The 18,217-nt window shown below is 69.1% G+C and carries 18 protein-coding genes and 2 pseudogenes; 12 read left to right on the top strand and 8 right to left on the bottom strand.

What is annotated here, in order from left to right; translation table 11 throughout:
- Positions 1–66: 66 nt before the first annotated feature.
- Genes ACIRRA_RS10360 through mptB form a run of 3 tightly spaced genes read right to left on the bottom strand, consistent with a single transcriptional unit; the run spans position 67 to position 3,457 of the window.
- On the bottom strand, positions 67–849 hold the full coding sequence (locus ACIRRA_RS10360) for an ABC transporter permease (protein ID WP_402765728.1): 783 nt from the start codon (positions 847–849) through the stop codon (positions 67–69).
- Positions 846–1,778 (bottom strand): ABC transporter ATP-binding protein, encoded by a 933-nt coding sequence (locus tag ACIRRA_RS10365; RefSeq protein ID WP_402765731.1) that lies wholly within the window; start codon positions 1,776–1,778, stop codon positions 846–848. The genes ACIRRA_RS10360 and ACIRRA_RS10365 overlap by 4 nt, the downstream gene beginning before the upstream one ends.
- Positions 1,775–3,457 (bottom strand): polyprenol phosphomannose-dependent alpha 1,6 mannosyltransferase MptB, encoded by a 1,683-nt coding sequence (gene mptB / locus ACIRRA_RS10370; protein ID WP_402765734.1) that lies wholly within the window; start codon positions 3,455–3,457, stop codon positions 1,775–1,777. Before mptB ends, ACIRRA_RS10365 begins: the two co-directional genes overlap by 4 nt.
- A 164-nt stretch (positions 3,458–3,621) precedes the next feature.
- On the opposite strand from mptB, the gene ACIRRA_RS10375 reads away from it, so the two are divergent.
- From ACIRRA_RS10375 to ACIRRA_RS10400, 6 genes are all read left to right on the top strand, one after another.
- Positions 3,622–5,775, top strand: a complete 2,154-nt coding sequence (locus ACIRRA_RS10375) for an MMPL family transporter (RefSeq protein WP_402765737.1) — start codon at positions 3,622–3,624, stop codon at positions 5,773–5,775.
- Positions 5,776–5,872: 97 nt separating this feature from the next.
- Positions 5,873–6,142, top strand: a complete 270-nt coding sequence (locus ACIRRA_RS10380) for a metal-sensitive transcriptional regulator (protein ID WP_354846695.1) — start codon at positions 5,873–5,875, stop codon at positions 6,140–6,142.
- Positions 6,143–6,202: 60 nt separating this feature from the next.
- Positions 6,203–6,439 carry a DUF2892 domain-containing protein gene (locus tag ACIRRA_RS10385; RefSeq protein ID WP_402765740.1) on the top strand — a complete coding sequence of 79 codons (237 nt, stop codon included), beginning with the start codon at positions 6,203–6,205 and terminating at the stop codon, positions 6,437–6,439.
- Positions 6,439–6,834 (top strand): DUF302 domain-containing protein, encoded by a 396-nt coding sequence (locus ACIRRA_RS10390; RefSeq protein ID WP_402765743.1) that lies wholly within the window; start codon positions 6,439–6,441, stop codon positions 6,832–6,834. Before ACIRRA_RS10385 ends, ACIRRA_RS10390 begins: the two co-directional genes overlap by 1 nt.
- Positions 6,835–6,893: 59 nt before the next feature.
- Positions 6,894–7,496, top strand: coding sequence for a TetR/AcrR family transcriptional regulator (locus tag ACIRRA_RS10395; protein WP_357003383.1), 603 nt, complete (start codon positions 6,894–6,896; stop codon positions 7,494–7,496).
- A gap of 31 nt (positions 7,497–7,527) precedes the next feature.
- Positions 7,528–8,547 (top strand): zinc-binding dehydrogenase, encoded by a 1,020-nt coding sequence (locus ACIRRA_RS10400; protein WP_402765746.1) that lies wholly within the window; start codon positions 7,528–7,530, stop codon positions 8,545–8,547.
- Here the strand turns inward: ACIRRA_RS10400 and ACIRRA_RS10405 are convergent.
- Positions 8,525–9,433 (bottom strand): sigma-70 family RNA polymerase sigma factor, encoded by a 909-nt coding sequence (locus ACIRRA_RS10405; protein ID WP_402765749.1) that lies wholly within the window; start codon positions 9,431–9,433, stop codon positions 8,525–8,527. The genes ACIRRA_RS10400 and ACIRRA_RS10405 overlap by 23 nt on opposite strands.
- 29 nt (positions 9,434–9,462) lie before the next feature.
- Between ACIRRA_RS10405 and ACIRRA_RS10410 the strand changes: the two genes are divergently transcribed.
- From ACIRRA_RS10410 to ACIRRA_RS10430, 5 genes and pseudogenes are all read left to right on the top strand, one after another.
- Complete coding sequence (locus ACIRRA_RS10410; RefSeq protein WP_402765752.1) at positions 9,463–9,894, top strand: DoxX family protein; 432 nt, start codon at positions 9,463–9,465, stop codon at positions 9,892–9,894.
- A 47-nt stretch (positions 9,895–9,941) separates the two neighbouring features.
- The gene (locus ACIRRA_RS10415; RefSeq protein ID WP_402765754.1) at positions 9,942–11,258 is read left to right on the top strand and encodes a cryptochrome/photolyase family protein; all 1,317 of its coding nucleotides are present in this window, start codon (positions 9,942–9,944) and stop codon (positions 11,256–11,258) included.
- A gap of 116 nt (positions 11,259–11,374) precedes the next feature.
- The gene (locus ACIRRA_RS10420) at positions 11,375–13,117 is read left to right on the top strand and encodes a pyruvate dehydrogenase (RefSeq protein ID WP_402765757.1); all 1,743 of its coding nucleotides are present in this window, start codon (positions 11,375–11,377) and stop codon (positions 13,115–13,117) included.
- 69 nt (positions 13,118–13,186) lie between these two features.
- Positions 13,187–13,756 carry a peptide deformylase gene (locus tag ACIRRA_RS10425; RefSeq protein ID WP_402765759.1) on the top strand — a complete coding sequence of 190 codons (570 nt, stop codon included), beginning with the start codon at positions 13,187–13,189 and terminating at the stop codon, positions 13,754–13,756.
- 57 nt (positions 13,757–13,813) lie between these two features.
- Positions 13,814–14,139, top strand: a pseudogene (locus tag ACIRRA_RS10430) (antibiotic biosynthesis monooxygenase family protein).
- On the opposite strand, the gene ACIRRA_RS10435 reads toward ACIRRA_RS10430, so the two are convergent.
- Both ACIRRA_RS10435 and ACIRRA_RS10440 read right to left on the bottom strand, forming a co-directional pair.
- Positions 14,084–15,355 carry a DUF418 domain-containing protein gene (locus tag ACIRRA_RS10435; RefSeq protein ID WP_402765762.1) on the bottom strand — a complete coding sequence of 424 codons (1,272 nt, stop codon included), beginning with the start codon at positions 15,353–15,355 and terminating at the stop codon, positions 14,084–14,086. The pseudogene ACIRRA_RS10430 and the gene ACIRRA_RS10435 overlap by 56 nt on opposite strands.
- Positions 15,356–15,507: 152 nt before the next feature.
- Positions 15,508–15,732 (bottom strand): annotated as a pseudogene (locus ACIRRA_RS10440) (peroxiredoxin); the annotation flags it as partial.
- Between the two features lie 299 nt (positions 15,733–16,031).
- Between ACIRRA_RS10440 and ACIRRA_RS10445 the strand changes: the two are divergent.
- Positions 16,032–16,202, top strand: coding sequence for a hypothetical protein (locus tag ACIRRA_RS10445; protein ID WP_402765765.1), 171 nt, complete (start codon positions 16,032–16,034; stop codon positions 16,200–16,202).
- Between the two features lie 17 nt (positions 16,203–16,219).
- Here ACIRRA_RS10445 and ACIRRA_RS10450 read toward each other — a convergent pair whose 3' ends face one another.
- Both ACIRRA_RS10450 and ACIRRA_RS10455 read right to left on the bottom strand, forming a co-directional pair.
- Positions 16,220–17,227: an LLM class flavin-dependent oxidoreductase gene (locus ACIRRA_RS10450; RefSeq protein WP_402765768.1), complete on the bottom strand. Its 1,008-nt coding sequence runs from the start codon at positions 17,225–17,227 to the stop codon at positions 16,220–16,222.
- 130 nt (positions 17,228–17,357) lie between these two features.
- Positions 17,358–18,200, bottom strand: coding sequence for an NAD(P)H-binding protein (locus ACIRRA_RS10455; protein ID WP_402765771.1), 843 nt, complete (start codon positions 18,198–18,200; stop codon positions 17,358–17,360).
- Positions 18,201–18,217: the final 17 nt, after the last annotated feature.

Genomic DNA, 18,217 nt, shown 5'->3' on the forward strand with positions numbered 1-18,217 from the left:
ACTACAACGTGTCGTTAAACACCCGGGTGGGCGCGAACTTTCGAGGTGACCGCCACCCGGTCGGCCTCAATCGAACTTGAAGAAGCGGGTGGCCAGCCACCCCGCGAGCCCGCCCCAGCCCGCCAGCACCGCGAGCCCGTACCAGTCGATGCTGGTGCGCATCGCCTGCTCCAGGCACTCGGACAGCGCCCCGGACGGAATGATCCGCGCGATCAGGCTCACCGCGTGCGGCAGGTCGTCGGACATGAACACCAGGCTCGCGGTCCCGAGCATGACGAACCAGAGAATGTTGGCGAGCGCCAGCACCACCTCGGCCTTGAGCGTCCCGCCCAGTAGCAGCCCCAGCGCCGCGAAGGTCGCGGTCCCGAGCGCGATCACCACCGCACCCAGCAGCAACCCGGTCAGCACCGGCCGCCAGCCGAGCGCGAACCCGATGGCTCCCAACAAGATCGACTGCAGCACCACCACGAGCAGCACCGCCGAGCACTTGCCCGCGACAATGCCCCACCGCGGCAGCGGCGTCGCCCCGAGCCGCTTCAATGCCCCGTACCGCCGATCGAAGCCGACGGCGATCGCCTGCCCGGTGAACGCGGTCGACATGATCGCCGCCATCATCACCGCGGGCACGACCCGGTCCACCCGGTGCTCGCCGAGCCCGCTCACCGGTAGCAGGGTCAGCCCGATCAGCAGGGTGATCGGAATGAACATGGTCAGCAGCAGCTGTTCCCCGTTGCGCAGCAACAGGATCAGCTCCATGCGGGTCTGCGCCGCCAGCATCTTGGCGCGTGTGGTCGGTTGCGGCGCGGGGGAGAAGGTGCCCGCCGGGAATCGGTTCACGGTCTCGGTCATCCGCGGAGCTCCCGCCCGGTCAGTTCGAGGAACACGTCTTCCAGCCGGCGCTGGTCGATGCGAATGTCGGTGGGCAGCACGTCGATTCGCGCGCACCACGCGGTCATGGTGGCCAGCACCTGCGGGGTGATGTCGCCCTGCAGCAGGTATGACCCGGGTGCGGTCTCGCGCGGGGTGAACCCTTCCGGCAGTGCGGCTTCCAGCAGCGACAGGTCCAGTTTGGGCGGCGCGGTGAACGCCAGCCGCCCCTCGGCGCCGTGCGAGGTGACCTCGGCGGGCGTGCCCTGCGCGACGACCTGCCCGTGGTCGATGATCACCAGCTGATCGGCCAGCTGCTCGGCCTCGTCCATCATATGCGTGGTCAGCAGCACGCTGACCCCGTCGCGGCGCAGCGCGTCGATGAGCTCCCACACCAGATGCCGTGCCTGCGCGTCCAATCCGGCGGTCGGCTCGTCGAGGAACACGATCTCCGGCCGCCCGACCAGCGCGCACGCCAGCGCGAGCCGCTGCTGCTGCCCGCCCGAGAGCCGCCGATACGGCGTCCGCCGAGCGTCTTTCAGCCCGAGCGTGTCCAGCAGCCAGGCCGGGTCCAGGGGCTTCGCCGAATAGGACGCGACGAGATCGAGCATCTCCCCGGCCTTCGACCCCGGATAAGCGCCGCCGCCCTGCAGCATCACGCCGATGCGCGGTCGGAGCTGAGCGGAGTCGGCGATCGGGTCCAGGCCCAGCACCCGTACGGTTCCGGCGTCGGGAACGACGAAGCCCTCGCACATCTCGGTGGTGGTGGTCTTGCCGGCGCCGTTGGGTCCGAGCAGGGCCAGCACCTGTGCGCGTTCGATATCGAAGCTGATGCCGTCGACCGCGGTGGTCTCGCCGTAGCGTTTCACGACGCCGTCGACGCGTACGGCGGGTCCGGAAGCTGCGGTCACGATGAGACACCGTAAGGCGTGGGCTGCTGTGACCGAGCCGACACCCCCGGCTGATTGCGCCACGGCAGCACATTTCGGGTGAGGAAGATCAGCGACAGGCCCACGATCACGGTGGCGATGGCGGATTCGACGATCTGGAAGACATAGAAGTCCGCGCCGCGCGGCATGACCATCACCGACACCACGACCGACAGCACCACCGCCGGCACCCGGAACGCAGGCCGGTTGGCCCACGCCGCTAGGGGCACGATGGCCCACAGCAGGTACCAGGGTTGCACCACCGGGAACAGCAGCACGATCGCGCCGAGCGAAACACCCAGCGCGCCGATCGCATTCAAGCGCCCGGTCCAGGCGGCGATGAGCATGCGCAGAGTGACGAAGCCCGCGACGAGTTCCGCGATGGGCCGGGTGATGTCGAGCAGGGCGGTGGTGTGGTCGCCGAGTCCGAGCAGCACGCCGCCGAACCCGGTGATGATCCCGACGGCGGTCGGCAGCGAGAGGTAGCTGCGCACGGTGGTGGCGGTGCCGACGGTATTGACCCAGCCGAATCCGAGGCCGCTGGCATAGCTCACGGACAGCGTCGTGACCACGGCTATGACACCGAGCACGCCGCCGGCGATGAGCACGGGTTTGAGTCCGCGCCCCCATCGCCGCGCGAGCGCCATGCCGACGAACCCGAGGCTCACCAGCGAAATGATCTTCACCGACGAGGACAGCGTGATCAGCACGGTACCGAAAACCAGCAGCGCCCAGGCTCTTTGATCGAAGTGCGGGGCATCGTCGATGGCGCGCAGGCAGAATTCCAGGCCCGCCAGCATGAGTCCGAGCATGAGCGCGTCATTGTGCACGCCGCCCACCAGGTGGAACAGCACCAGCGGGTTGGCCGCGCCCAGCCACAGCGCGCTCACCGGCGCGACCCCGCAGCGCCGCGACAGTCGCGGCAGCGCCCACACCATCAGCGCCACGCCCGCGAGTGCCAGCAGCCGGTGCAGCCACACTCCGAGCACGATGTTGTCGCCGGTGATCTGCGCGATGCCGCGCCCCACCCACAGGAACAGCGGCCCGTATGGCGCGGAGGTGGACCGCCAGATATTGGGCACGTTGTTGGTGAGCACGTTGTCGAGCCCGAGCCCGTCCACCGGTCCGACCGAATACGGGTCCATGCCCCGGGCCGCGATTTCGCTCTGTGCCAGATACGAATACACGTCGTTGCTGAACATGGGTGGCGCGACGCTGAGCGGAATGATCCACAGCAGCAGCGTCCGATCCATCTGCGAGCGGCTGAGCCGGTGGCGTGGATCACCGCCCCACCCGCCGACGGCGAAGCGGCCCAGCAGCAGCCACGCCATGATCACCAGGACGGTGCCGATCATGCACATGGCCAGCGTCGAGGTGCCCGCGCGCGCGAAGAACCCGAGCACCCGCATGCCGGAGATCGGATTCTGGTGCACCGGTTGCGCTCCGACACCGAGCGCCGACACCGCCATGATCACGGCCCCGGTCGCGCCGAGCAGGCGGATCCGCAGCAGTTGCAGGGTTTCGCGCCGGTCCAGGCCGGGCCGTTCGGCGTCGACGCTGTGCAGGACGGCGACGGTGTGATCGGCGGCAGGAACGTCCAGGCCCAGGGCCCGGCGTCCGATATCGATGACTCTGCGCCGCGCGCCTTCCACTACCGCCACATCTGCGAAGCCTAGTCCGGAGCCGCGGGTCGGACGCCGATCGCATGGCCGTAGCGGGGGTTCGCCCGGTGTGCTCGCGAGTTGCCGATGGGCGCCCACACTTGCCATTTATACCCCTGGGGGTATAGTCGTGACATACCCCAGGGGGTATGGAAGGAAGTCAGATGCGAAGTACCACAGTCGGCGTCGCCGACGCTTCTCCGATCACGACCGCCCCCGGCGGTCTGCTGGGCCGTCTCGGGGCCCGCATGGCCGATCACGCCCGCTGGGTGTTCGGCTTCTGGTTGATCCTGTCGGTCGCCCTCGGTGCGGCCGCGCCCGCGGTGTTCGACTCGCTCGCGGGGGCGGGCTGGCAGGCCGATGGATCAGAGTCCGTGCAAGTCCGCGAGCTCGCCCAGGAGCACTTCGGCGGCAACTCGGCCGCGGCGGTGCAGGTGGTGATCCATTCGGACACCGCGACCATGGACAGTCCGCAGGCTCGACGCCTGGTGGGGGATCTCACCGGAATCCTGCAGGCCGACAGCCGATTCGGCGCGATCGTCGCACCCGTGCCGGGGCAGTCGGTCAGCCGCGACGGCCACACCGGCATTCTGCTGGCGGGCGCGAATGCGAACACCGACGAGATGGTTGCTGCGGTCACCGACGTCGGCCCGAAACTGAAGGCCCTCTCGTCCGACGGCTTCGAGATCTATCCGACCGGCGCCTCGGCACTGTGGAGCGACTTCAACAAGGCCAATCACGAGGCCATGATGAAGGCCGAGATGTTCTCGTGGCCGGTCACATTGGCGATCATGGTGCTGGCCTTCGGTTCCCTGGTGGCGGCCGGGCTGCCGCTGCTGCTGACCCTCACCGGGCTCATCGCTTCGGCGGGTGGCCTGGTGTTGCTGAACCATGTCACCCCGATCTCGGTGTGGGCCATGAACTTCGCCATGATGTTCGCCCTCGCGCTCGGCATCGACTACGCGCTGTTCCTGGTCTCCCGCTTCCGCGACGCCATCCGCGGTGACACGCCACCGCGCACCGCCGTCGCCATCACCATGGCGACCGCCGGTAAGGCCGTGCTCCTCTCGGGCCTGACCGTGCTGGTGAGCCTCTCGGCCGTGCTCGTGGTGCCCGCGCCCGCGGTGCGGACCATGGCGGTCGGCATCATGTTCGCGGTCTCGTTCGTGCTGCTGGCGACGCTGACCCTGCTGCCCGCCGTGCTCGGCGCGCTGGGCCGGCGCGTGAACGCGGGCTCGCTGCCGTACGTGGCCCGGCAGCAGCATCGGTCGCCGGTCTTCGCGAAGTGGGGACGACTGCTGCACAGCCACCCGTGGCCGTTCGCCGTCGGCTCTCTGCTGGTGCTGATCGCGCTTGCGATTCCGGTGACGAGCCTGAAGGTGGCCATGCCCTCCATCCAGGTGGTCCCCGCGGACGCGTCCGTGCGTCAGGGCTACGAGCTGGTCCAGCGCGAATTCGGCCCGGGCGCGCCCGGCATGCTGCAAATCGTGGCCCCCGCCTCGGACGGCGCGGACGTTCAGCGAATCGTGGCCTCGGACAATCGGATTGCGATGGTCACCCCGCCGCAGCCCGCCGCCGACGACAGTGGCCTGGTCATGCTCCAGGCGACCCCGACGGTCGACCCCTCGGATCCGGCCATGGGCGACATCGTCCATTCGCTGCGCGCCGCACTCCCGGCGGGTGCGCTGGTCGGCGGGGCGGTCGCCGAGAACCTCGACCTCCAGCAGGCCTTGAACGACTACCTGCCCCTGGTGGTCGGCATCATTCTGGTGCTGGGCTTCCTGCTCCTGCTGGTCGCCCTGCGTGCGCCGCTGATCGCCCTGCTGGGCGCGGGTGTCAGCCTGCTGTCGACCGCGGCGGCGTTCGGTGTGGCGAAGCTGGTGTTCCAGGACGGCCACGGCGCGGGCCTGCTCGGTTTCACGCCGCAGGGCTTCCTGGACGGCTGGGGTCCGGTGTTCTTCTTCGCCATGATCTTCGCCATCGCCATGGACTACACGGTCTTCCTGCTGGCCACGGCGAAGGAGCACTATGAGCGCTCGGGTGACCCCGAGGTGGCCCACATCGACGGCATCGCGCACTCGGGCCGGGTGATCGCGGCCGCGGCGGCGGTCATGGTGGCGGTGTTCTTCACCTTCGCGCTGGCCGATCCGCTGCCGCCGAAGGAGATGGGCATCATTCTCGGTGTCGCCGTCCTGCTGGACGCCGTGCTGATCCGCCTGATCCTGCTGCCGGTGCTGCTGCGCCTGACCGGCCACGCCGCCTGGTGGTCGCCGCGCTGGCTGCGCAGGGTGCTGCCGGATATCAGCTTCGCGCACTGACGGGTGGGGTCGTGGGAAAGGGTGAGCCCTCTCTCATGACCCTTCCATACCCCCAGGGGTATACTGAAGTCATCGGACTCAGGGAAGGAAACCCCCAATGATCGGCGACGAAGACAGCATCGCACTGGTCCTCAACCGGCTGCGCCGCGCGCACGGACAGCTCGCGGGCGTCATCTCGATGATCGAGCAGGGTCGCGACTGCAAGGACGTGGTCACCCAGCTCGCCGCGGTCTCCCGCGCTCTCGACCGCGCCGGATTCAAGATCGTCGCCACCGGTCTGCGGGACTGCCTGACCGGGGAGCGGGCCGAGAACTCCGAGCCGATGACAGTCGAGGAACTGGAAAAACTCTTCCTGGCGCTGGCCTGAAGCTCTTCGGGCGATCTCGTCCAAGCGATCGCCGGCGCCGGGAGTGAAAGGAATTTATTGATGGCCGCAATCCGCCGCTGGTCCATCGACAGCATCGTACCGGCCCTGGCCGGCGCCATGGTGCTGCTCAGCCTGGCGCTGGTGCTCGCGTTCTCGCCCCGGTGGCTGCTGCTGACCGCCTTCGTGGCCGCCAACCTGCTGCTCTTCGGGCTCGTGGGCTGGTGTCCGATGACACTGCTCCTGCAACGCCTGGGCGTGCCCCGAACCGGCGGCCCCGCAACGGAAAGGAATTCGTGATGACCCTCGCCCTCTCGGCCACTCTGCGCACCAATTTCGCCGACGCGGTGCAACGCACCCGGAAGGCCCTGTCCGAGCAGGGATTCGGCGTGCTCACCGAGATCGACGTGACCGCGACCATGAAGCAGAAGCTGGACGCGGACATGGAGGACTACTTCATCCTGGGCGCGTGCAATCCGTCGCTGGCGCACGCCGCCCTCGGCGTGGACCGTCAGATCGGCCTGCTGCTGCCGTGCAATGTAGTTGTGCGCGCGGATCGTTCGGACGTCGGCGCGGTGATCGTGGAGGCCATGAATCCGGAGGTGATGGTGCAGGTCGCGGGCGATCCTGCGCTGCAAGAGGTCGCCGACGCCGCCACGGAGAAACTGAGCGCGGCCATCGCGGCGCTCGGCTGATCCACTGCCCGAACACGATTCGCGCTGCCCCTGTCGGACCCGGCTCATACTCTGGATGAATGGTGTCCGATTCGAAACGGCGAATCGAGGTGGCTGCGGCCGGGCTGCTCGCCCGGCACGGCTATCACGGATTCGGGCTGAAGAAGTTGAGCGAGGCGGCGGGGCTGCCGTATGGGTCGATCTACCACCACTTCCCGGGCGGCAAGGAGGAGATCGCGGTCTCCGCCATCACCGGCACGGGCGTGCTGGTGGGGCGCATGATCCGCCAGGCCCCGGGTGATGTGTTCGGTACGGCTGCAACGCTGTTCGACTTCATGGCCGCCAAACTGGCCGAGAGCGACTGGGCCGCGGGCTGCCCGGTCGGGACCCCCGCCCTGGACGGCGGCAGTGATGTCGACTCCGTGCGCGCCGCGTGCGTGTCGGCCTTCGAGGCGATGACACACGGATTCGCCGAACTGTTCACCGAGCTCGGCCTGGCGCCGGGGGAGGCTCGCGATCTGGCCACCACGGTGGTCGCGGCCTACGAGGGCGCGACCGTCCTGGCCCGGGTGCGCCGCACCGATGACCCGCTGCACACGGTTTCCGCGGCCATGGCCCGGTTGATCCGGATGAGCCTCGCGGAAGTCGCTGCTGCCGAGGTGAATTCACCCCAGGGGGGTTGACTGGAAAGAATGTTCTAGCGACGATCGATCAATGAAGCGACTCGTGCTCGACGGCCCGCACGCACTGCGCTGGGAAGACGCCGCCGAACCCACCCTCGATGCCCCCGATCAGGCCCTGGTCCGCCCTATCGCCGTGGCCACCTGCGATATCGACCCCGCGATCCTGCAGGGCCGGTTCCCGCTGGCGGGCCCGTACCCCTTCGGCCACGAGGGGGTGGCGGAGGTGGTGGCCGTCGGCGACGACGTCACCACCGTCCGCCGTGGCGACAAGGTGGTGGTCCCGTTCCAGATCTCCTGTGGCGCCTGCGATTCCTGCCGCCGCGGCCATACGGGCAACTGCACCACCCACCCGTTCATGTCCAGCTACGGCCTCGGCCCGATGGGCGGGCTGAGCTGGGGCGGGCTGTGGTCGGACCTGGTCGCCGTCCCGCACGCGGACGCCATGCTGGTCCCGCTGCCCGCCGGAGTGGATCCGGCCGCGGTCGCCAGTGCCAGCGACAATATCGCCGACGCCTACCGATCGGTCGCCCCGCAGCTGGCCGCCCGCCCCGGCGCGGAAGTCCTGGTCCTGAGCGGTCCGGCGGCACCGTCCATCGGTCTGTATGCGGCCGGTCTCGCGGCGGCGCTCGGTTCCGCCCGGGCCGTCTACCTCGACACCGATCCCGAAAGGCTCGCCATCGCAGCCGAACTCGGCGCCGAGCCCGTCGAGGGCAGGCCGACCGACCGGATCGGCCGATTCCCGGTCACCGTCGAAGCCGTGGGCGGTTCCCAAGCGCTGGTGGCGGCCATCCGTGCCACGGCCAATGACGGTTTCTGCACCAGCGTCAGCGTCCAGACCCAGGATGTCGCCCTGCCCATGCTCGAAATGTATTCGCGCTGCTGCACTTTCCACACCGGCCGGGCGCACGCCCGCCCGTCGATCCCGCACATTCTGGATCTGGTGGCGGCCGGGCGTTTCGATCCGAGCGTGGTGACCACCCGCACCGTGGCCTGGGAGGATTCGATCGACGCCCTGCTCGAGGCGCCGGTCAAACTCGTCGCCACGCGCTGAAGCCGGATACCGAGAGTGGTAGTCGCGCCAGCGTTTCCGGCTCGGCGAGCACGTCGATCCGGACGATGCGCTCGCCCTCGACGGTGAACAACAGGATCGCCGGTGGCTCGTCGCGGCCGGCGACCAGCGCTCCCGGCCGCCCGTCGACCAGGACCATCGCCGAGAAGTCGGCCCGCGCGGCGAACCCGGCCGCCAGCCGCGCCACGATCGGTGCTCCCCGTGCGGTGACCGGCACCGGCCCCGGCGCGGCGGTCCGGTCCGCCGACACGGTCACGTCGGCGGCCAGGACCGCCAGCACCGCGGCGATGTCTCCGGCTCGGACCGCGGCCAGGAACGCCCGCACGACGCGGCGTTCCCGCAGCGCATCCGGCCGGAGCTCGTCGGAACCGTCGATCACCCGATGCCGGGCGCGGCTGGCCAGCAGCCGGGCCGCGTTCGGGGACCGCCGCAGGATGTCGGCGACCTCGTAGAACGGCACCGCGAACATGTCGTGCAGGACGAAGGCGACCCGTTCGGCCGGTGGCAGCCGCCGCAACAGCACCAGGACCGCCCGTTCCAGTTCGTCGGTGAGCACTGCCTGTTCCTCGGGTTCACCGGCGGTGGCAGTGGAGGGGAGCGGTCCGGGCACGACGTCGCCCAGCGGGCGTTCGGGGTTGGTCCGGCGGGCGCGCAGCCGGTCCAGGCAGATCCGGGACAGTGTGGTGGTCAGCCAGCCGTCCAGATTGCGGATGTCGTCGATGTCGGTGCGGTGCAACCGCATCCATGTCTCCTGGACCGCGTCCTCGGTCTCGCTGGATGCGCCGAGCAGGCGGAATGCCAGCGCGTTCAGTCTGGCGCGCCGCTGTTCGAAACGTTCTACCGGGAATCCCGAGTCGGTGTCCGACATATTTCGCGCTCGCCGAACGTCATGGTGTCATGACTACACGAACCATCGTCACACGAAAAGCTCCCGACCGCTCGGTGCTCTACTGGACCGCCACCATGCTGGTCGCGGCGGAACTGGTGGTCGGCGGGTGGTGGGACATCACCCGCTACCCGCAGGCCCGCGACACCATCGTGCATCTCGGCTATCCGACCTACTTCCTGGTCCTGCTGGGCGTCTGGAAGCTACTGGGCGCGCTCGCAGTCCTGGTTCCGGGATTTCCCCTGGTCAAGGAGTGGGCCTACGCGGGCGTCGTCTTCGTCGACAGCGGCGGCATCGTCTCGCACCTGACCGTCGGCTATGCCCGCGGCGAGGTGGCCGTGCTCGCGCTGCTGCTCGTGCTCACGGTCGTCTCGTGGGCGACCCGTCCGCCCGGGCGGAAAGTCCGGGACCAGCTGATAGGTTTCCGGCGGAATCTCCCGTAGAACACCGCGTTCCCGTTCGACCCGTTCGATCCGAAAGCGAGTGCTCGATGCAGGTGGCGATCGCCCTGTTCACCCGTGACCTGCGGGTGCACGACAATCCGGTACTGGCGGCGGCCGCGGGCGGGGCGGTGGTGCCGCTGTTCGTGCTGGATCCCGGGATCATCGAGCGAAACCCGGTCGCGCCCAACCGGCTCCGCTTCCTGACGGCGGCCCTCACGGACCTCGATGCCGAATTACGCGGGCTCGGCACACCATTGGTGATCCGCCGGGGCCCGGTCGTCGACGAGGTGGCCCGGGTGATCGCCGAAACGGGCGCGACGAGTGTGCATGTGGCCGCCGATGTCAGCCGGTACAGCCGAAACCGTGAGCGGGAGTTGCGCGTTCGCGCGGGCGAGTCGGGGTGCCGGCTGGTGGTCCATCCCGCGTCGGTGACCGTCGTCGACCCGTCGGAGCTGCGGCCTGCCACCGGTCGCGACCATTTCGCGGTCTTCACACCGTATTTCCGTCGCTGGCTCGAGACCCCACTGCGGCCGCAGGCCCCGCGCCCACGACAACTCGCGGGTCCGGACATCGGCGGCGAGCCCGTGCCCGCCTATGCGGATCTGTGCGCCGAGCCGACCTCCCCGCACCTGTCCGTGGGTGGCGAGCGCACCGGCCGGAAACTGTTGCACGACTGGCTCGCCGGGCCCGTGGACCGCTATCACACCGACAGCGACTGCCTGGCCGGCGCCACCTCGGGACTCTCGCCCTACCTCCACTTCGGCTGCCTCTCCCCGGCCGAGGTGGTCCGGCGCACCGATCTTGCCGCCCCAGGCGGCGAGGCCTTCGCCCGTCAGCTGGCCTGGCGCGATTTCCACCACCAGATCCTCGCGGCCCGGCCGGACCTCGCCCACACCGACCTCCGCCCGCGCCCCACCGCCCCGCGTGACGACCCGCACGCCTTCGCGGCCTGGCGGGACGGACGCACCGGCTACCCGGTCATCGACGCGGCCATGCGGCAGCTGCTGGCCGAGGGCTGGATGCCCGGTCGCGCCCGCCTGCTGGCCGCGAGCTTCCTCACCAAATCGCTGGGCGTGGACTGGCGCCTCGGTGCGGCGCACTTCCTGACCTGGCTGGTCGACGGCGACATCGCCAACAATCAGATGAACTGGCAGTGGGCCGCGGGCACGGGCACCGACACCCGCCCGAACCGGATCCTCAACCCCATCCGCCAGGCCGAGCGTTTCGATCCCGATGGCGAGTACGTCCGTCGCTGGCTCCCCGAGCTCGCGCGGCTGCCCGGTGCGCGCATCCACAAGCCGTGGCGCGCAACACCTCCCGTGCCGGGCTACCCGGCTCCGCTGGTGGAGTTCAACGGGATGTGACCACCGGTCCGACTCACTGTATAGCAACGATGTGGCAACTCTAACTGTCCGATTTCGGTACAGTGCGACAGTGGCCTCCGGTCATGCTCGGTCTCGGCACTGCGAACGGAGCGATCATGGGTCGGAATTCGGTCGCCAGCCAGTTGGTCGACGCGCTCGTCACCGCCGGTGTCCAACGGGTGTACGGACTGGTGGGGGATAGTTTGAACCCCTTCGTCGACGCCGTGCGCCGGACCGAGGGCATCGACTGGGTGCACTGCCACAACGAGGAGGGCGCCGCCTTCGCCGCCGGCGCGGAATCGGTGCTCACCGGCCGGCTGGCGGTCTGCGCGGCCAGCTGCGGACCCGGCAACACCCACCTGATCCAGGGGCTCTACGACGCGCACCGCAATGGCGCCGCCGTGCTGGCTATCGCCTCGCACATTCCCAGCCGTGAGATCGGCACCGGCTTCTTCCAGGAAACCCACCCCGAGCGACTCTTCGTGGAGTGCAGTCACTTCTGTGAGATGGTCGGCATCCCCGAGCAGATGCCGCGGCTCGCCTACATCGCCATGCAGACCGCACTCGGTCAGCATGGCGTCTCGGTGCTGGTGGTGCCCGGTGACGTGCTCAGCGCGGAGGCCGAGAACCGCGGCTGGCAGTCGGATCTGGTGGCCGAAGCGCCGACTGTTGTCCCGCCCGCCGCCCAGGTGGACCGCCTCGCGGAGGCCCTCAATGACGCCGACACCGTGGCCCTGTTCGCGGGCGCGGGTGTGCGTGGTGCACACGCCCAGGTCATGAGTCTGGCCGAGCGACTGCACGCCCCGATCGGCCACGCGCTCGGCGGCAAGGAGTGGATCCAGTTCGACAATCCGTACGACGTCGGCATGAGCGGCCTGCTCGGCTATGGCGCCGCCTACGAGGCCACCCACGAAGCCGACCTGCTGTTGTTGCTCGGCACCGACTTCCCCTACGACACGTTCCTGCCGCAGAACGGCCGGATCGCCCAGATCGACCGCGACCCGTCCCGCATCGGGCGCCGCGCCGCCGTCGATATCGCCGTCAATGGCGACGTGGCCGCCACCATCGACGCTGTCCTGCCGCTGCTGCACCAGAATCCGAGCCGCGCCTTCCTCGACGACATGTTGCGCCGGCACGCCTCCGCGCTGGAGAACGTGGTGGACGCCTACACCCGCGATATCGACCACCACACGCCCATCCACCCCGAGTACGTCGCCTCGCTCATCGACGAAATCGCCGACGACGACGCGGTTTTCACCGTCGACACCGGCATGTGCAATGTCTGGGCGGCACGGTACATCAACCCGAACGGCCGCCGCCGCATCATCGGCTCGTGGCGGCACGGCACCATGGCCAACGCCGTCCCGCACGCCATCGGCGCCCAGACGGCCTACCCGGGCCGGCAGGTGATCTCGCTGTCGGGCGACGGTGGTCTGGCCATGCTCATGGGTGAGCTGCTCACCGTCTGGCGGCACCGGTTGCCGGTGAAGATCGTGGTGTTCAACAACTCCACGCTCGGCATGGTGAAGCTGGAGATGCTGGTCGACGGCCTGCCCGACTACGGCACCGATCAGGAGCCGGTGAACTACGCCGATATCGCGGCGGCCGTGGGCATTCCGTCGCTGCGGGTGACCGACCCGTCCGAGGTCCGGGCCGCGCTGACCGAGGCGTTCGCCGCGCCCGGGCCGATGCTGGTGGACGTGGTCACCGACCCCAATGCCCTGTCCCTCCCGCCCCGGATCGATGCCGCGCAGGTCAAGGGGTTCGCCCTGGCCGCGGGCAAGATCGTGCTGGCCGGCGGTGTCGGCCGCATGATCGACATGGCCCGCAGCAACCTGCGCAATATTCCGCGCCCGTAGCGGGTCGCGTATGCCCGCTGCTGGACCCCGGCGGAAACCGGTCGGCCTGCTTCTGGAAGAAATAGGGACATGGCTGTTCGACCGATCCTCATCGCCGGTGACCCCAGACTGTCCACCCCGGCCGTGCCCGTCACCGAATTCGACGCGGAACTGGCCGCTTTCGTCGAGGACCTGTTCGAGACGAACACCGCGGCCCGGGGCGCGGGCCTGGCGGCCAATCAGATCGGCGATCCCCGTGCAGTTTTCGTGTACGACCTCATGACCGGCGACGGCCGGCAGCGCGGGTACGTCATCAATCCGAGCATCGAGACCTCCGAGATCCCGGAGACCATGCCCCACCCCGACGACGACGCCGAAGGCTGCCTCTCGGTGCCGGGGGAGTGGTTCCCGACCGGGCGCGCCGATTGGGCCGAGGTGTCGGGCGTCGACATCCACAACCAGCCGGTCATCGTCTCCGGCACCGGCTACCTGGCCCGCTGCCTGCAGCACGAGACCGATCACCTGCTCGGCCATCTGTACCTGGATCGCCTCATCGGCCGCAATCAGCGCGCCGCCAAGAAGATGATCAAGGCCAATGGCTGGACCGACGCGGGGCGGTCCTGGCTGCCCGGCCAGGACGCCGACCCGTTCCACGACTAGGAAGTGTCTCGAAGTGTGTGATGGGGTGACACCGCGGTGCGGTGCCGCCCCATCGGCATGTTTGGTGAAAGCTGTTGCCTACGTTGGCATATACCCGAGCTGGAGTAGCGCTTCGCGCACCGCGGACACGCGGTCGGGAACTCGCCCGGGTTCCTGGGCTTATAGCTGCTGCGACCCGTCTCCGGAGACAATCGGTACTTCGTTGTCACCCAGTGGGATTCGGAGGAGACTTTCGCCGCGTGGCGTGACGGTCCGTGCGCGAGGCGCAACCGGGCGAGGCCCGCAAGCCGGTCTCCACGGGCGCGTCGCCGCTGGAGTTCGAGGTCGTCACGGATGTGGCGGGGAAGGCCGCCCGACCAGAGCGTTCGTCACACCCTGAGTGATCGTGTGGAGCAGCCGTTCCGCCGGACCACGACGGAACCGGCTGCGCCACAGAGTCGCCGGCACCAGGGAACCGATGGCGAGTAGTGCCAGTAGTTCCCAGCCCGGGCCGTGGATGCCGCCCGGCAGTGCGGTCGCGTTCTCGTCGGGTACCGGCACCAGGGCGCTGACCGCCACCGCCTGCAGGATGTAGAGGCTCAACGCGCAGGAGCCCGCGGCCATCAAGGGCCGCAAGGCGATACCGGCACGCGGGACCAGTGCCATCAGGACACCGATCACCAGGAAGGCTGCACCGATCGCGCCGAACACCTCGAACGGGGTGCCGCTGTGCGGGGTGGCGACGGTCATCCACCACCAGCTCGTTGTCGCCACCGCGCCGAAACCCGTCATATCGATGATCTGGCCCGGATCGAAGTCGGTGACCCCGGCCTGTGTCATACCTGCGGTGAGCAGGTCGACCAGGTGCGCGCGCCCGCCCAGCGGGTGCTGCACCAGCCACGAACCGCCGTATCCGAGCAGGGCCAGCAGCGCACCGACACCTATCACCGGCAGCGGCCGGAGTGCGCGAATCCCCCAGCGGCCCAGAGCCATACCGGCGAAGAGGAACGGCATCCAGGTGAGCGCCGGGTACCCGCCGGTGAGCACCAGCATCTGGCCCGCCTGCCGCAGACCCGACCACGAGGTGAACATCTCGAAGATGGGGTTGCCGCCGGAAGCGTTCTGGTGCATGTGGCTTCGGATGACAAAGGACAGGATCGGTCCGGCGATCGCCCACACCGCCGCGAGTATCGCGAGCGCGCGGACCTCCAGCCGCAGGGCGGGCAGGGCCAGTAGGAAGAACAGGCCGTAGTAGGTCAGGATGATCATGATTCCGATGCCGGAATGCAGTTGCGCCAGCGCCAGACCCAGCAGCGCGACCAGCACGGCTCGGGAGCCGATGCGAATCAGGCTGCGGCGGGCCGCGATCCCGGTGGCAGGGTGCGGCCCGCCGGACATGAGCGCCATCGACACGCCCGCCAATACCGCGAACAGCGCGGCCGCCCGGCCCTCGAAGACCGTCAGCCAGGACGCGCCCGGCTGGCTCCGTTGCGGCCCGACATGCACCGCGAACATGCCCAGCACCGCGATGCCCCGCGCCGCGTCGAGCGCGAGGACACGCGGCAGCGAAGTCGAAGCATCCGCTTCTTGCGGCACGGTAACCGACGCCCGCGATCTCATAACCTTGCCCACCTCCAGGATTTCGACTGGTAGTGACAGCGAGGCTAATTCGGCACACACGAGAAAAACGAGCCCAATGCCCGATTCTCGGAAGAAATAGCCAAAAGAGTTAGCTTCCGGCTAATCAAAAGGGTCAGCCGGGAACTCGCGAGCTACGCCTCGAAGGTGGCATCCAGCTCGATGGTGCCGACGCCGGCCAGCGCCTTGGACACCGGGCAGCCCGCCTCGGCGGCGGCCAGGAAGCCGGCCTCGTCGATGCCCGACGCCTTGCCCACCAGGGTCAGCTTGATCTTGGAGATGCGGAAGCCGCCGGCCGGGTCCGGGCCCAGGGTCACGTCGGCGGTGATGTCCAGGCCCTGGACGGTGCCGCCGCATTGAACCGAAACATGTTGCGCTGCAGGAAGAATAGGGGCTCGTGATCGAGGGGTGCTGTTACGGTGAGCGGAAATCGGAACCCGGAACCGTGGGGGTGCGCATGCCGCTGCCGACGATCGATGGGGTGGCGGCCGCGAATCGGGCTGCGTCGCAGCGGCGCTCGATTCCGCCGGCCGTGGTGTGGCTGGTAGCCGCGCTGGGTGCGCTGGCCGGAGCGTAGTGCCTCCACCCGGCGAATCGCCACCGCTCCGTCCCCGCCGTCGCGGGCCTGCTCGCCGTCTTCCTCGTCTGTTCGGGCGGTGTGTTCATCCTGTTCGGCGTCCACCGCGAGAGCGTCTTCGACTTCCCGGACCGGGGCCCTTTCTCGATCTTCGACCACGATGCCTTTATCTGGCTCGTCCTGGTCCTGTTCGCGGTTACCGCCGTCGCTCTCCGGCGAAATACCCCGGCGGAGAGCGAGGGGCCGGCATAGCGGTCGGCCGATGTCCTTCAGCGCGTGACGGATTCGCGTGCGTCCATCGCCGCGCCGGTCAGCTCGATCGAGCGCACCCGGTCGTCGATGTTCTGGGCGTGGTGGGCCGTGATGAGTTCGTCGGCCTGGATGTCGGCCGCGAAGTCCTCCAGGTACGCCACGACGTCGGCGGGTGTGCCGACGGCCGTGTACGTGGTCATGCTGGCCAGGTGACGGCCATTGGGCGAGGCCAGGAAGGCGTCGATCTCCTCGTCGGAGAAGTCCATGCCCGCCGCGCCGCGCTTGATGAACGCGCGGGTGCGCGCCCGGTAGGAGACGGTCTTCTGCTCCTCGGCCTGCGCGCGGTCCTCCGCCGCGAACACATTGACCCCGGCCATGACATAGGGCTCGGCCAACTGTTCGGAGGGCCGGAAGCGGTCGCGGTACTCGCGGACGGCCTCGTGCAGGGAGTCGGGCGCGAAGTGGGAGGCGAAAGCGTAGGGCAGGCCGAGGTGCGCGGCCAGCTGCGCACCGAACAGCGACGACCCCAGAATGTAGAGCGGCACAACGCCTTCCGCCCGCGGCACGGCCTGAATGCCCGGAATCCGCGAGCTCCCGGTCAGGTACCCCTGCAACTCCAGCACGTCCTGCGGGAAGGCGTCCGCCGAGGACGGGTTACGCCGCAGCGCCCGCATGGTCTCCTGATCGCTGCCCGGCGCGCGGCCCAGCCCGAGGTCGATGCGACCCGGGTACAGCGACTCGAGGGTGCCGAACTGCTCGGCGATCACCAGCGGCGAGTGGTTCGGCAGCATGATCCCGCCCGCCCCGAGCCGGATGGTCCCGGTATGCGCGGCCACGTGGCCGATGAGCACGCTGGTCGCGCTGGACGCGATCGAGTTCATATTGTGGTGCTCGGCATACCAGACCCGCCGGTACCCGCTGCGTTCCGCCGCCTGCGCCAGCGCGACGCTGTTCCGGAAGCTGTCACGCGCGGTCTGACCGGGCGCGATCACCGCCAGGTCGAGGAGGGACAGTGCGATGGGCATGCTGGCACCGGCTTTCGTGGATGTCGTGGTCTGGACGGCGGGCGCTGTGGCACCCGCACCCCAGTGATAATTCGATTGCCATCGAACTTATGCCCGCGCCGCGCCGGGCCGTCATCGGGCGACCGGTCGGCTACCGGAACTTCTCTGCGTGCTCCGCGGCCCAGTCCCGGACATCCCGCGCCGGCCGCCCGGTGAGGTCGGCCACGGTCGTCGTGATCAGATCCGAGCGTGGCCTGAATTCGGCCATCGACAGCAGTGATTCGATCAGCCGCGCCGGCAGTCCGGCCCCGGTCATCGACTCCCGCGCCACCCCCAGCGGCAGCGCCTCGAACCGCAGTGAACGTCCCAGGACCTCGCCGATCGCCGCGACCTGATCCGCGCGCCCGACCACCCGCGGCCCGGTCACCAGGTACTTCCGCCAGGTGTGCGAGTGATCGGTGAGCAGTCGCGCCGCCACGGCCGCGATATCGCCCTCGTGCACCACCGCGCTCGGCGCGACCTCGGTCCCGCGCACCACGTCACCGGCGCGAATCTGCCCCGCCCAGGCCAGCGCATTGGAGGCGAGGGTGTCCGCGCGCAGCATGGTCCACGGCAGCCCCGAGGCCTCGATGAGGCCCTCCATCTCGGCATGCAACTGTGGAATCAGATCCGATTGCGGCCCTTGGTCGTTCACCGTCGTGGACGACAGATACACGACGCGCTGGGCGTGCTCGGCGAGCACCTTCAGCACCTGTGCCGCGCCCTCTGTCCCATGGAACGGCCACACCAGGAACACCGAGTCGACCCCCTCCGCGGCCGTGGCCAGGGATTCCGGCTCGGCCAGATCCCCGCCCACCACCTCGACTCCGGGCGGCAGGCCGGCGGTCTCCGGATCGCGAGCCAGCGCTCGTGTCCGGACCCCTGCCGCGGCCAGTTGGGCAACTACCTGCCGGCCGACGTTTCCCGTCGCACCCACCACGAGCACACTGTTCACGTCTTCGGAAACCCGCC

It is taken from the genome of Nocardia sp. NPDC101769 (assembly GCF_044766925.1).
GTDB lineage: Bacteria > Actinomycetota > Actinomycetes > Mycobacteriales > Mycobacteriaceae > Nocardia.

Bases quoted from the DNA above. Each gene is read 5' to 3' on its own strand.
- ACIRRA_RS10380 (WP_354846695.1), top strand. From the start codon at position 5,873: ATGATCGGCGACGAAGACAGCATCGCACTGGTCCTCAACCGGCTGCGC.
- ACIRRA_RS10425 (WP_402765759.1), top strand. From the start codon at position 13,187: ATGGCTGTTCGACCGATCCTCATCGCCGGTGACCCCAGACTGTCCACC.
- ACIRRA_RS10390 (WP_402765743.1), top strand. From the start codon at position 6,439: ATGACCCTCGCCCTCTCGGCCACTCTGCGCACCAATTTCGCCGACGCG.
- ACIRRA_RS10415 (WP_402765754.1), top strand. From the start codon at position 9,942: ATGCAGGTGGCGATCGCCCTGTTCACCCGTGACCTGCGGGTGCACGAC.
- ACIRRA_RS10405 (WP_402765749.1), bottom strand. From the start codon at position 9,433: ATGTCGGACACCGACTCGGGATTCCCGGTAGAACGTTTCGAACAGCGG.
- ACIRRA_RS10450 (WP_402765768.1), bottom strand. From the start codon at position 17,227: ATGCCCATCGCACTGTCCCTCCTCGACCTGGCGGTGATCGCGCCCGGT.
- ACIRRA_RS10385 (WP_402765740.1), top strand. From the start codon at position 6,203: ATGGCCGCAATCCGCCGCTGGTCCATCGACAGCATCGTACCGGCCCTG.
- ACIRRA_RS10395 (WP_357003383.1), top strand. From the start codon at position 6,894: ATGGTGTCCGATTCGAAACGGCGAATCGAGGTGGCTGCGGCCGGGCTG.
- ACIRRA_RS10410 (WP_402765752.1), top strand. From the start codon at position 9,463: ATGACTACACGAACCATCGTCACACGAAAAGCTCCCGACCGCTCGGTG.
- ACIRRA_RS10375 (WP_402765737.1), top strand. From the start codon at position 3,622: ATGCGAAGTACCACAGTCGGCGTCGCCGACGCTTCTCCGATCACGACC.
- ACIRRA_RS10360 (WP_402765728.1), bottom strand. From the start codon at position 849: ATGACCGAGACCGTGAACCGATTCCCGGCGGGCACCTTCTCCCCCGCG.
- ACIRRA_RS10400 (WP_402765746.1), top strand. From the start codon at position 7,528: ATGAAGCGACTCGTGCTCGACGGCCCGCACGCACTGCGCTGGGAAGAC.
- ACIRRA_RS10435 (WP_402765762.1), bottom strand. From the start codon at position 15,355: ATGAGATCGCGGGCGTCGGTTACCGTGCCGCAAGAAGCGGATGCTTCG.
- ACIRRA_RS10420 (WP_402765757.1), top strand. From the start codon at position 11,375: ATGGGTCGGAATTCGGTCGCCAGCCAGTTGGTCGACGCGCTCGTCACC.